This is a genomic window from Erysipelothrix urinaevulpis, assembly GCF_009828835.1.
Classification (GTDB): domain Bacteria; phylum Bacillota_I; class Bacilli_A; order Erysipelotrichales; family Erysipelotrichaceae; genus Erysipelothrix; species Erysipelothrix urinaevulpis.
Genome location: NZ_WTTB01000002.1, coordinates 1 through 12,523, shown reverse-complemented (window position 1 = coordinate 12,523; position 12,523 = coordinate 1). Strand labels below are relative to the sequence as shown.

11 protein-coding genes, 1 tRNA gene and 1 rRNA gene are annotated in these 12,523 nt (G+C 35.3%); 2 read left to right on the top strand and 11 right to left on the bottom strand.

The annotated features are described in order from the left end of the window. The first annotated feature begins 107 nt into the window (after window positions 1-107). Window positions 108-196: transfer RNA gene (locus GVV10_RS02115), tRNA-Ser, on the top strand. Between the two features lie 101 nt (window positions 197-297). Next, the gene (locus GVV10_RS02110; RefSeq protein WP_159519108.1) at window positions 298-1,677 is read left to right on the top strand and encodes a helix-turn-helix domain-containing protein; all 1,380 of its coding nucleotides are present in this window, start codon (window positions 298-300) and stop codon (window positions 1,675-1,677) included. Window positions 1,678-1,718: 41 nt separating this feature from the next. Here GVV10_RS02110 and GVV10_RS02105 read toward each other — a convergent pair whose 3' ends face one another. From GVV10_RS02105 to rrf, 11 genes are all read right to left on the bottom strand, one after another. Continuing rightward, window positions 1,719-2,933: a diphosphate--fructose-6-phosphate 1-phosphotransferase gene (locus GVV10_RS02105; RefSeq protein ID WP_159519106.1), complete on the bottom strand. Its 1,215-nt coding sequence runs from the start codon at window positions 2,931-2,933 to the stop codon at window positions 1,719-1,721. Window positions 2,934-2,996: 63 nt separating this feature from the next. Then, window positions 2,997-4,844 (bottom strand): ABC-F family ATP-binding cassette domain-containing protein, encoded by a 1,848-nt coding sequence (locus tag GVV10_RS02100; RefSeq protein ID WP_159519104.1) that lies wholly within the window; start codon window positions 4,842-4,844, stop codon window positions 2,997-2,999. A gap of 10 nt (window positions 4,845-4,854) precedes the next feature. Continuing rightward, the gene (locus GVV10_RS02095) at window positions 4,855-6,126 is read right to left on the bottom strand and encodes an N-acetylmuramoyl-L-alanine amidase family protein (RefSeq protein ID WP_159519102.1); all 1,272 of its coding nucleotides are present in this window, start codon (window positions 6,124-6,126) and stop codon (window positions 4,855-4,857) included. A 10-nt stretch (window positions 6,127-6,136) separates the two neighbouring features. Then, window positions 6,137-7,519 (bottom strand): asparagine--tRNA ligase, encoded by a 1,383-nt coding sequence (gene asnS, locus GVV10_RS02090; protein ID WP_159519100.1) that lies wholly within the window; start codon window positions 7,517-7,519, stop codon window positions 6,137-6,139. Window positions 7,520-7,533: 14 nt separating this feature from the next. Further along, window positions 7,534-8,154 carry a redox-sensing transcriptional repressor Rex gene (locus GVV10_RS02085; protein WP_159519098.1) on the bottom strand — a complete coding sequence of 207 codons (621 nt, stop codon included), beginning with the start codon at window positions 8,152-8,154 and terminating at the stop codon, window positions 7,534-7,536. 62 nt (window positions 8,155-8,216) lie between these two features. Next, complete coding sequence (gene tsaD, locus GVV10_RS02080) at window positions 8,217-9,218, bottom strand: tRNA (adenosine(37)-N6)-threonylcarbamoyltransferase complex transferase subunit TsaD (RefSeq protein ID WP_159519096.1); 1,002 nt, start codon at window positions 9,216-9,218, stop codon at window positions 8,217-8,219. Further along, window positions 9,199-9,648, bottom strand: a complete 450-nt coding sequence (gene rimI, locus GVV10_RS02075) for a ribosomal protein S18-alanine N-acetyltransferase (RefSeq protein ID WP_159519094.1) — start codon at window positions 9,646-9,648, stop codon at window positions 9,199-9,201. The genes tsaD and rimI overlap by 20 nt, the downstream gene beginning before the upstream one ends. Next, window positions 9,645-10,208: a tRNA (adenosine(37)-N6)-threonylcarbamoyltransferase complex dimerization subunit type 1 TsaB gene (gene tsaB / locus GVV10_RS02070; RefSeq protein WP_159519092.1), complete on the bottom strand. Its 564-nt coding sequence runs from the start codon at window positions 10,206-10,208 to the stop codon at window positions 9,645-9,647. The genes rimI and tsaB overlap by 4 nt, the downstream gene beginning before the upstream one ends. Further along, window positions 10,202-10,621, bottom strand: a complete 420-nt coding sequence (gene tsaE, locus GVV10_RS02065; protein ID WP_159519090.1) for a tRNA (adenosine(37)-N6)-threonylcarbamoyltransferase complex ATPase subunit type 1 TsaE — start codon at window positions 10,619-10,621, stop codon at window positions 10,202-10,204. Before tsaE ends, tsaB begins: the two co-directional genes overlap by 7 nt. A 98-nt stretch (window positions 10,622-10,719) precedes the next feature. Continuing rightward, entirely contained in the window at window positions 10,720-12,228 is a 1,509-nt protein-coding gene (locus GVV10_RS02060; protein ID WP_159519088.1) for a BCCT family transporter, read from the bottom strand. A 206-nt stretch (window positions 12,229-12,434) separates the two neighbouring features. After that, window positions 12,435-12,523 (bottom strand): 5S ribosomal RNA (gene rrf, locus GVV10_RS02055); the annotation flags it as partial.

Sequence of the window (12,523 nt, the reverse complement as noted above, 5' to 3'; positions counted from 1 at the left end):
AATTCTCCTTTTCCTTATCCTACAATGCTAATTTTAACATTATTCTATAATATAATCAAAATAATTATTTAATTGATACAGCTTTTATGTTATAATTTTAAAAGCCTGGAGAAGTACCCAAGAGGCTGAAGGGGTCGGTCTCGAAAACCGATAGGAGTGAAAGCTTGCGAGGGTTCAAATCCCTCCTTCTCCGCCATATAAAAACATAACATACCGTCAATCGGTATTTTTTTTATGAGCATATTTAACTCTACCATGAAAACTTTGTGATATATTTAGTATCAAAGGGGCACTCATATGAAACAACTGTTAAATTACCAAGAAAATAGAATTATTAATATTCTTAAAGAACTCACAATTTATCGTTACTTTATGACACTTAAAGAAATTCAAGAAATGAATCAATGCAGTGACAGAACTGTCCTCAACGACTTAAAGTTTATCGAGACTTTTCACGACCCAAAACTTGAATTTAACACCATCGGAGACACTGTTTCGTTAAAACATCGAAGCATCGGAAACCTTCGTTTTGTGTATCAACAAATCCTCAACCAATCCAATCATGTCAATATTCTTTTATCCATTTTTTTCAATCCTTACCAATCCATTGATTTTCATGCAGAAAATGCACACATCAGTGCCTCTCACGCACAACGATCACTCAGTAATATCCAAGCTTTTCTAAACGAACACTCTGCATCATTATCAAAACACAAAGGATATTATTACATTAATGCTAAATCAGAATTAACATTACGCTTCTTACTCACAGACTTTTTAGTCGATGTACGTTCCTTACGTCAGTCATTTCCCGATCAAAAAACAATGGTAGAACTTTTACAACGACTCAAAACCGAAATCAGTCAGTACGATTTATTTTTAGATGAACTCCATCTAAACCATCTCAATCTCTTTTTCTATGTCAGTATTCTAAGAGAATCTCAAGGATTTGAACTCAATTCAAAAACGCTCTTTGGAAAAGTTCCAATCCACAGTAATGTCCTCACAGAATCTCAAATCCAAGCAGGTCTAGAAGCCATCAAAATCATTGGTCAATCATACCTTGACAACAAAGCACTAAAAAATGAAATCTTAAACGAAGTACAAATATTTTTAACAGAACAAAAATTTAACACAGATATCTACAACGAAAAAGTCATAACAGAATCAATCTATCAATTATTAATTCTTAAAAAACACTACAACGGTCACCCAAAAGCATTTTTAAGACGTAGTAAAATGTATGGAGAAAAATTCAGACTGCAAAACAAATTACTCTCCGATAAAATTGGACAAGCTGTTTTTGATTCTCAATACGAATTCACAGAAACCATTGCTCGCAATATCGATGAAATAATATTCTGGGTATCAATGGAAATACCTGATTTTATTATCCCTGTTTCAAAAAAAATTCTAGTTTTGAGTGATTTTGGTGATAATCACGCCTATGACTTACAACTCTTTGTTAGAAACCATTTTACACAACATACAATCTGTAGCAAAGGAATTCTCAATGGTATTAGTCCTGACCTTAAAAACGAAATCGAAACCAATCAGTATGATATAATCATTTCTACAACATACCTAGACATTTTGCATCAAGGGACTACAGTTCATATTAATGATTATCCAAACGAAACAGACTTACTTGAAATTTATCGAGCAATCAACTATTAAAAAAACTAGAACCCTAAGGATTCTAGTTTTTATTTACTTATTTATTTATTACGCATGTAATATGGTGTTACGTGAACTGGTAATCCTTTTTCATCATAAATGATTTCTGGAATACCGACTAACAATGGTTCGATGTAAGCTAATGCTTCATCTGTAATTCCCGCATAGTCTGGAAGAATCCATTCTGTTGGGAAATGTTTAACATGGTTAGCGATATTTGATGAATCAGTTGCTGAATACACAACATCATAATCATCACCTTCAACACGATTTAAGATAACTGTCTTACCTGTGAATGAAGGATCCACAGAACGCATATGTGCTGACATTCCTAAGTTAAATGACTCTTCAACATCAACTTTTGATTGTTCTGTTGCATGTGATCTTTGCGCATTGCTTAAGTCTTGAACTTTAGCACGCTCTGAGATACCTGCATCTAAAATCATATCTCTTAATGCTGCACCTGATCCACCCAAGACTGCGTGACCAAATGTATCATTTTTTGATTCTTGTGCTGACAAGTATGTTCCATCTTCGTAGCGAACACCTTCACTAACAACGATGTAGCATTTATTTTTCTCATCAACATGTTTTTTAACAACTTTTAAGAAGTTTTCTTTATCAAATGGTTGTTCTGGTAAAACAAGCACATCAACAATACCTGAAGCACATGCACTTGCTGCTAACCATCCAGCATCACGTCCCATAGCTTCTAAAATGAACACGTCTTGACGTGTATAGACTGTTGAATCTAACCATGTTTGGTAAGCTGTTGTTGCAATGAATTTTGCAGCTGAAGCATAACCTGGGCTATGATCCATGACCATCAAGTCATTATCAACAGTTTTAGGACAACCAACAAATTGGAATCCTTCAAGGTTATTTTTTTCTGCGTATTGAGTCAATGCATAGACTGTATCCATTGAGTCATTACCACCTGTATAGAAAACAGTACGAATATCGTATTTTGCAAAGATTTCAAATAAACGTTTGAAGTCTTCTTCATTTTCTCTTAACAATTTATAACGGCATGATCCAAGAGCACTTGAAGGTGTTTGACGTAATACTTTGTTCTCAAAGTCACTCATGTCTGTTAGATCAACAAACATTTCACTTAAGATTCCTTCAACTCCGTGTAATCCTCCGTAAACTGTATCATAAATAGGATTCAATTGATTCGCTTTTACGATACCCGCAACAGTTGCGTTAATAACTGATGTTGGCCCACCTGATTGAGCCACTAAACAATTTGCCATAGTCTTATATCTACTCCTTTTTTTACAACTCTTATTATACACAAAATTTACTCTTTTACCAAATCATTTATCTTCTAATTGCAAAGATACTTCTTCCCACTCAATCTCACGTTTTTTTATATCATTATGAATTGCATCAATAACATCATTAAGTTCAGCCATTTTTTCATAATCATGATAATAATCCGGATCAAATCTAAACTCACGATGCACGTCTAAATCTTTATGTAAATCTTCTAGTTCAAGTTCCAAATTTCTTTGACGTGTTTGTAATCGTTTAAAGTCCTTATACTCTAATTTACGTTCAACCTTCTCTTCATTAACCTGATCCGCTTCATCTTGAAGAACTTGCGAAATTTCCTTCTCACTGTGGTATATTTTTCCATCTTTAATCAGTAGAATATCGGTCGCAACTTTTTCTATAAAGTATCGATCATGAGAAACAAACAACATGCTTCCATCGTAATTATTCAAAGATTTCTCCAAAGCCTCTTTTCCATAAATATCTAAGTGATTGGTCGGTTCATCCAAAACAAGAAAATTAGCTTGCTTCAACATTAACTTAACCAATGATAAACGAACCCGCTCACCACCCGACAAAACGGAAACAGCTTTAAATACATCATCAGCTTTAAATAAAAATTGAGCCAACGCTTGACGAACCTCTGTGTGATCAAGCTCAGGAAAATCATCCCAAACTTCCTCCAAAACTGTTTCTTTGTCAGAAAAATCAAGAAGTTGTTGATCAAAATAACCTAATTCAATTTGATGTCCCAACATCATTTCACCAGATAAAGGTTCTAAACGACCCGCAACTGTTTTTAATAATGTCGACTTCCCAGTTCCATTATCACCTAAGACAGCGTAGCGTCTTCCATGTTTTAAATCTAAATCAATTGAAAACAAAGGTTTATCATAGCCTACTTCCAAAGAATCAGTGATTAAAACATCACCACCACCGCGAAGCCTTGACTTAAACTGTGCTTTAAACTCATAATTTTTATCAACATGACGCTCAACTCTATCCATACGATCTAAGTATTTTTGTTTAGATTTCGCAAACGCTGCTTTTGAACTCTTCGCTCTAAACTTATCAATTAATGTTTCAAGTCGAACAATTTCCTTTTGTTGTTGAATATACTGTTTTTCTTTCCGTTGAATATCTTGTTCTTTTAATTTAACAAAAGAAGTATAATTTCCTTCATAACGATACGCTTGATAATCATCTATATCAACAATACTGCTGCATATTCTGTCTAAAAATAAACGGTCATGGGAAATGAGGACAACCGTACCATCATAAGACATCAAATAGCTCTCAAGCCATTCAATTGTTTCAATATCCAGATGGTTTGTTGGTTCATCTAAAAAGAGAACATCCGGTTTTTGTAAAAGCAATCGGACAAACGCCAAACGCGTCACCTGCCCACCTGAAAACTCTTTGATATTTTTTTTCAAATCATGCTCATTAAAACCAAACTTCGTTAATAACGTCATTAATTCGGACTGAATTGTGTAACCACCACGCCTTAGAAACTCTTCTTGCAACGAATCATAACTCTTCAGTATTTTATCACTGTGATCATGCTTCATCGTTTCTTCAAGTTCTTTCATATCTTGTTCCATCTGAATCAAGTCGTGATAAGCACTGGAAAAATAATCATCCAAACGCAAATCTTCTTGACTCACATGAATTTGCTCTAAAAACCCTTTACGAATATTACGCTTCCAAAACATTTGTCCAGCATCATACGGTTCTTCATCCCTAAGGATATTAAACAAGGTCGTTTTACCAACACCATTCGGCCCAACAATCGCAAGTTTATCATTTTTTTTAATCTCTAAATTTAAATCTTTAAATAACTCTTTATGTCCAAATGATTTTTCAATATTTCTTAATTGTACTATCATTCAATCACCTTCATATTCTAAGGTACTTTTTCATTGCCTCTACGATTGCTGCCACAATCTTATCTTCTTCATTCACAACCGTTTTATAATCTTTTTCATCTGACATGTAGCCAAGCTCAATCGTTATCCCTTGCATGCCATTCCGATTTTCTTTACCACTCTTATTTTCCTCAAGTTGACCCGCCAGCGTAAATTTTCCACCCACTTCTCTGATTTCTAATTTACGATCATAGTGGCCATCACGATACGTTGGATAAACTCCATCGATATCATTACTTCCAGTCCAAGTCGAAGGAACAACACTACTTCCTTTTCGCAAATGGTTCATCACATCCGAAGCAAGCTTGTTAGAACTATACGAAGAATAAATAACCGTAACACCTTGATCATGAGTCGCTCCACTACTTGGAAATGCAAGGTTAATATAATACTTAGCTTTTAAATCATAAGCTTCTTGAGCACGACCATTCGTACCTAAAAAATCTCGTGGCTCATCTTTTTCTCTTAAAACTTCAGTTCTTAATCCAGTCGCTTCGAGTTCCTTCTGTAATTTTTCAGCTATACGATACGTGATTTCCGATTCACTCACGCCATCTCTACTTGAACCATAGTCAATGTAACCTTCCCAAAGTTCATTCAGACGAGCAGGATCAATGACCACATCAACCATCTCTTTATTTTCAACGGTTTTAACTTCTAAATAAACATAGTTTTTATCATGGATGCTTTCATCATTTTCATAAAATATCGATTTATCAGCAATTACATTAACTTGCTTTCTAAAGCCATTACGATTAATACCATAAAATGTCTCATCAACTTTTTCTTCACTCATTAAAAAGAAACGATCAAGACCATCTAGAACTTCTAATTCATAGAAACCATCATCCAATTCAGCAATGGGTAATTTACGATCTAATGACACATCCATCATGTAGGCCCGTTCATCTTCATGACATAAATTATTTAAAAAGAATGTCTTTCCAGAAAACTCATCACTCACACCCGCTTTAACTTCTTCATGATATAAGCCCAACGATTCACCATAAACACCATAATCCTTCATAAGAATATCAGCACTGTATTCACGCGATTTTATCAAATTACGAGAATCATTTGAATTCAAATTACAAATGGCATAGGAACGATCTTCATCAAGCTTGGGCATGAACTTTTGAATTCCAAAATAGAATAATACCGCCGCTAAAACAACAAAAGGAACTACAATTTTGTAGTTCACTTTTCGTTTGTTTTTAGGAATATAATTTGGTTTAAATTCCATAACACATCTCCTAGTAATCTAAATGACGTGGAGTTCTTGGGAATGGAATAACATCACGAATATTTGTCATACCAGTAATGTACATTAGGAAACGCTCAAAGCCGATTCCAAATCCTGCATGTTTTACGCCACCATAGCGACGTAAATCTGCATACCATTCTAAGCCTTCATGAGGAATGTTTAATTCATCCATACGACTTTCAAGGTAATCTAAACGCTCTTCACGTTGTGATCCACCAACAAGTTCACCAACATAAGGAACCAACAAGTCGCAAGCTGCCACAGTCTTTCCATCTTCATTCATACGCATATAAAACGATTTAATGTCTTTAGGATAATCCGTAATAAATACAGGACCACCCACAACTTCTTCACTTAAATAACGCTCATGTTCTGTTTGTAAATCATGACCCCATTCAACATCAAATTCAAATTCTTTTCCTGATTTTTGAAGCAACTCAACTGCCTGAGTATAAGGCATACGTTTGAACTCACTCTTAAGAATTAACTCCAAACGATCCATTAAGCCTTTATCAATTCGCTCATTAAAGAACTTCATTTCTTCTGGAGCATTTTGCAAGACATAATCAATTGAATATTTAACCAAATCCTCAATTAAATTCATATTATCGTCTAAATCAGCAAATGCAATTTCAGGTTCAACCATCCAAAATTCGGACGCATGACGTGGAGTATTACTCTTCTCAGCCCTAAATGTTGGACCAAATGTGTAAACATCTCTAAACGCTAAAGCAAACGCTTCGGCATGGAGTTGACCTGATACGGTTAAACTCGCTTTTTTACCAAAGAAATCTTTTTCGTATTGTCCATCCTCACGTGTTGTGACAACAAACGCCTCTCCTGCACCTTCCGCATCATTCCCCGTAATAATTGGTGAATGAACATACACAAAGCCTTGATTTTGGAAAAACTCATGAATCGCCATCGACAAGACTGAACGAACTCTAAAAACTGCCATAAATGAATTCGTACGGACACGTAAATGAGAAATTTCTCTTAAATATTCATAACTATGACGTTTCTTTTGTAAAGGATATTCACTATCACATGCACCTTCCAATACAACTTCAGTAACATCAAGTTCAAATGGTTGACGCCCATCAGGAGTCACTTTAAACTTACCTGTAACTGTAATTGCCGTCCCTGTTCCATACTTACCGATTTCTTCAAAATCTTCCAAGTCTTTTGAATAAACCAATTGCGCACTTCTAAAATATGTTCCATCATTTAATTCAATGAAACCAACATTTTTACTTTTTCTATTCGTACGAATCCAGCCTTGTAATTGAACATACTCCATTGAGTCTTGTTCCATATCACTTGCTAACGCACACAAATCATAACATTCTCTTACTGTTAAATATGAAATCATCTTCACACCTCTACTTATATATTATTTGTTTCAAATATTAACTCTTGAATTGTCGATACAACATCGACTGTTTTCACAACAACATTTTGGGGAACTTGAATGTGTTCACTTGAAAAGTCAACAATTCCAACAACTCCTAAATCCACTAATCGATCGATTGTTTCCTGTACATTTTTAGAAACAGTTACAATCGCAATACGACAGCCTTCAGGAATGTGTTCTTCTAATTCACTCATATGATAAATTGGAATATCTGACACTTGTCCCAAACGATTTGGATCAATATCAAAAGCACATGAGATTTCTCCCACAACATGATTCCAACGATTATAATTTAAAATTGCACGTCCTAAGTTACCTGCCCCGACTAAAATCAGTTTTTCCTCAAAGGAAACACCCAGTAAATCATCGAATGTTTCAATTAAAGTTTTCACATCATAACCATACCCCTGTTTTCCAAGGGAACCAATGAATGAAAAATCACGTCGAATTGTTGTTGGTTCAATGTCAACAAACAATGCGAGTTCTCGTGATAAAATACGCTCAACTCCCATACCATATAATTTTCTTAAAGCCTTTAAATAAACAGGATACCGTTGCATCGTTGCTTTAGGCACATTTGATATTTTTTTCATGATACACCACCTACTAATAAACTATATCACAAAGTTAACGGCGATTGTATGTGAATCTTTTATTAATGCGGTAGTTTTATGTTAGATTTTGCCGATATTTCACAATCTGCCACAAAACCTGCTTGATATGCATGTTCAGCCGCTAATCCAATCATTGCCGCTTGATCCATACAGGCCCAAAGCGGTGGAATTAGGACCGATAATTCAGGATTGTTTTTCTTAATTGACGCTGAACGTTCACGAACTTGTGAATTCGCAGCAACACCACCGGCTAAAACAACCGTTTTAACATCGACCTTCGTTAGCGCCAATTCAAGACGTTTCATCAATTCATCAACGGCAGCCATTTGAAACGCAAACGCTAAATCTTCAATAATAATGTCTCGACCATTTCTTTCTTCTCGTAACATAAGTTGTCGAACGGCTGATTTCAATCCACTAAATGAAAAATCAAGTGGATTCTCTGTCTTAACTTTCGGTAATTGATAATTCTTTTTTCCTTGTTGGGCTAATTTATCAATGATAGGTCCTCCAGGATAGGACAAACCCGCTTGACGAGCCACTTTATCAAACGCCTCACCAACTGCATCATCTTGGGTCTTCCCTAGAATTTCGAATGAATAATCTTTCTCCATCAAAATCAATTCCGTATGACCTCCCGAAACAACTAAAGCAAGCAATGGAAACGCTAAATCTCCCGATAACTTATTAGCATAAATGTGCCCTGCGATATGATGAACGGGAATCAAAGGCACATCCAATGACCAAGCCAATGTTTTCGCAGCCATGACACCAACATGAAGCGACCCAACAAGCCCTGGACCTTGTGTCACTGCTACGGCTTCAATTTCAGAGAAAGTCATGTCAGCTTTATCAAGTGCTTCCTTGATCACAAAATTAATGTTTTGAATATGCAGTCGTGAGGCAACTTCTGGAAATACCCCGCCATACTCTTTATGCACTTCAATTTGTGAGGAAACAACATTCGACAATACTTCGTGCCCATCTTTCACAATAGCACATGATGTCTCATCACAACTCGACTCAATCGCTAATACAATCATAACTCAACCTCTTTCTCATTAAATTTGCATGTCTATTTAAACCATAATAATTCTTACGAACACCGGTTTGTATAAATCCTTTTTTTCGATAAAATTCAATTGCACAGGAATTCGATTCCCTAACCTCTAAAAATAAATATTCTACGCCAACGTCTTGTAGAATTTCTACACTTGTTCCAAACAATCGACTCGCAAGCCCTTTTTTTTGATAATCAGGATGGGTTGCAATTTGAAGAATTTCTGCATCCAGCCCTAAGACCAAAATCAAGATAAAGCCTCTCACAACATTGGAACAAACATCAATTAAAAAAATAGAATCTTCATTGAAAATTTCTGTATGATAATGATGATCTTCCCAATTTGTTCCCAAGACCAATCGATCAATCTTTAACACTTGATCAAGCTCATTAACATCAATTTCACGAATCATTTGAGATAACGTGGCACCAATGTATCCACAACTTCGACCGGTTGCCAACTTGACTTGACATCAAGGATATTTTGAACGACATCTATTTTGGATTCCTCAAGATCAAGAAGCGCAATATCACCAAAAATATTACCCTCTATTTCTTTGACGTCTTCCAATTGATATATTTTCTCATCCATTACCTGTCCTTCAGAAACAAACGCTCCAAAGACACGCTTAGAACGAGCATCAATCATTGAAAACCCTGATTTAGATCCACTTAAACTTAATAATGTATTCACTGTAAAAACCTCCAAATCAGGCTGTGTTAACCAGAGTGTTTTCACAAATGTTAGTGCAATTCTCATTCCCGTATAACTGCCAGGTCCATTGGTCACAACAATGCTTTTAATCGATTTTTTTGACGTTTGGGTTTGAGTCAAAATATCATTAATAAAAGGAATCAAAAATTCCGATTGTTGTTTCCTAACAACCGCTTGTTTATTTGCGTTAATCTTTTCACCATCAACCAAGCCTACAGCCAAAAATTTATGTGATGTGTCTATGATTAATGTTAACATGTTATAACCTCAATTTCTCTTTCATCTTCGTCATTAATAGCTATTTTAATATGATAATCAAAGCTAATGTCTAAATCATTAAGGAACTCTCCCCATTCAATAACCACAACATTTTCATCATCCATTAAATCATACAAACCTAATGAATCAGAATCGACCCCTTCTAAGCGATAAGCGTCGATATGCTTTAAATTCAAACGACCATCGTATTCTTTTAAGATGGTAAATGTCGGACTATTCACAACATCCTCAATCTCTAAACCTTTCGCAATCCCTTTAGTAAAAGCAGTTTTACCAGCGCCTAAATCACCTTGTAAAAATATTACAACGCCTCGCTCTAAGCTTTGGGCAAAGTTTTTTCCTAATTCAATTGTTTCTTGAACATTTTTTGTTTTATATTTTTGTCTATTCATTCTATCACCATTTGTTAATTATAGCATAGTTCATCCTAATTTATACTGATTTAAACTACAAAAAAGAGTAGTTTTTTAAGACTACCCTTCAATTATTCTTAATCAAGTTTGATCGACTTTATAAAATTAATAATCATCAGGATTAAGATGAATATGACTGGAAACGAAGCAAGCACCGCTACTGACTGAATTGTTTTTAAATTTCCAGACATCAAGAGAATAATCGCAACGGCTGACTGAGCTAAGCCCCAAAATATTCGTAATCCCTTCGATGGTACTAAATTACCATCATCTGAAAACATAGCAAGCACAAACGTTGCGGAATCAGCAGATGTTATAAAATAAATTCCTATCAATACAATCCCAATCACAATTAGAACAGGCGCAATCATGCCAAATAACTCAAACAAAGCATAGATTGCAGATTCAGGACCATGTTGATTCATGACATTAAGAAGTGTCATATTACCATTGTGTGTTTCAAGAATCGCTAATCCACCAAACACACTAAACCAAATAATCGCGAAAACAGAAGGAACAGCAATAACACCGAGTAAAAACTCTCTAAATGAACGTCCTTTCGAAATTCTGGCAATGAATGATGCAACATAAGGTGACCATGATAACCACCATGCCCAATAAAATATTTTCCAAGCATCAAGCCAAGCTTGTTTGGGTGCATTCAAAGGCGACAACTCAAGGCTCAGTTCAACAAAATTATTAACATAACTACCAAATGTTGTGACCAGTAAACTCAATATTTGAATACTTGGTCCAAGCAAGAGAACAGTGAGTAAAAGAAAAATCGAAATAGCAATTGCACTGGTCGACAGCATTTTAACCCCTTTTTGTAGTCCGGAAATCGCTGAAAAAATAAACAAGACCGTTACAACAAGTATAATCAACAATTGTAAATTAAAATCATTCACGATGGCTGGATTAATAAATTCAATCCCACCACCAATTTGTTTCGCTCCAAGACCCAAAGACGTCGCAACCCCAAACACAGTGGAAACAACGACAAGTGAATCCACAATGATAATGAGTGGTGTTTTAAAGCGTTGCCCAAATAAATCTTCAACCGAAGCACTTACAAGTGATTTTCTATTTTTGTTAAATGTAAAGTATGCAATGATCAAAGCCATAATTCCATACAATGCCCACGGTAAGACTCCCCAGTGCACATACGACTGAACAAGTGTAGAACCCACACTAGGCCTAACAGATTCATCAAGCGCCAAGAACGTCTCATAATGAGACAATGGCTCAGAAACACCCCAGAAGACTAATCCAATCCCCATACCAGCGCTAAACAACATCGACAGCCAAGCAAAGGTTGAGTAATCAGGTGTAGCATCATCACCACCAATTCGCTTTGTACCATGTTTTGATACAATTAAATAGACCGCTAATACAAAAATTAAAAACATAATTAATGTATAAAGCCAATCAAAATTTCGAGTGAGTGAAGCATTCAACTGTTCAGCCACAAGACCCAAACGATATTGATGAGGTAAATAAGACCCAAATGCCCCCCACATTACAAATAACAAGATAAACACTAATGATATTTTACTTACAACTGTAAGCTTTTTAAAACGTTTCATTCCCTTATAAAAAATAAAATCTTCCTTTCATCCTCGCATCACTAAAAATTAAATAAAGCACTGTTTCAATACTATATAAAAAAATAGTCACTTTAATACCATAACAAATGAAGAAGTTATTATCAAATAAGTTAGTCAACTAACAAGCGTCATGACACCAAACAACATAAAAAAAGGATAATCAAGTGAATGATTATCCTAAGTTTACCTGGCAATGAGCTAATTTCACTATGGCTAGCATAGCTATACTCGCCGCTAAAGTGCTTAACTTCTGTGTTCGGGATGGGAACAGGTG

Excerpts from the sequence above, each read along its gene's own strand:
- GVV10_RS02110 (WP_159519108.1), top strand. The coding sequence starts at position 298 with ATGAAACAACTGTTAAATTACCAAGAAAATAGAATTATTAATATTCTT.
- GVV10_RS02105 (WP_159519106.1), bottom strand. The coding sequence starts at position 2,933 with ATGGCAAATTGTTTAGTGGCTCAATCAGGTGGGCCAACATCAGTTATT.
- GVV10_RS02100 (WP_159519104.1), bottom strand. The coding sequence starts at position 4,844 with ATGATAGTACAATTAAGAAATATTGAAAAATCATTTGGACATAAAGAG.
- GVV10_RS02095 (WP_159519102.1), bottom strand. The coding sequence starts at position 6,126 with ATGGAATTTAAACCAAATTATATTCCTAAAAACAAACGAAAAGTGAAC.
- asnS (WP_159519100.1), bottom strand. The coding sequence starts at position 7,519 with ATGATTTCATATTTAACAGTAAGAGAATGTTATGATTTGTGTGCGTTA.
- GVV10_RS02085 (WP_159519098.1), bottom strand. The coding sequence starts at position 8,154 with ATGAAAAAAATATCAAATGTGCCTAAAGCAACGATGCAACGGTATCCT.
- tsaD (WP_159519096.1), bottom strand. The coding sequence starts at position 9,218 with ATGATTGTATTAGCGATTGAGTCGAGTTGTGATGAGACATCATGTGCT.
- rimI (WP_159519094.1), bottom strand. The coding sequence starts at position 9,648 with ATGATTCGTGAAATTGATGTTAATGAGCTTGATCAAGTGTTAAAGATT.
- tsaB (WP_159519092.1), bottom strand. The coding sequence starts at position 10,208 with ATGTTAACATTAATCATAGACACATCACATAAATTTTTGGCTGTAGGC.
- tsaE (WP_159519090.1), bottom strand. The coding sequence starts at position 10,621 with ATGAATAGACAAAAATATAAAACAAAAAATGTTCAAGAAACAATTGAA.
- GVV10_RS02060 (WP_159519088.1), bottom strand. The coding sequence starts at position 12,228 with ATGAAACGTTTTAAAAAGCTTACAGTTGTAAGTAAAATATCATTAGTG.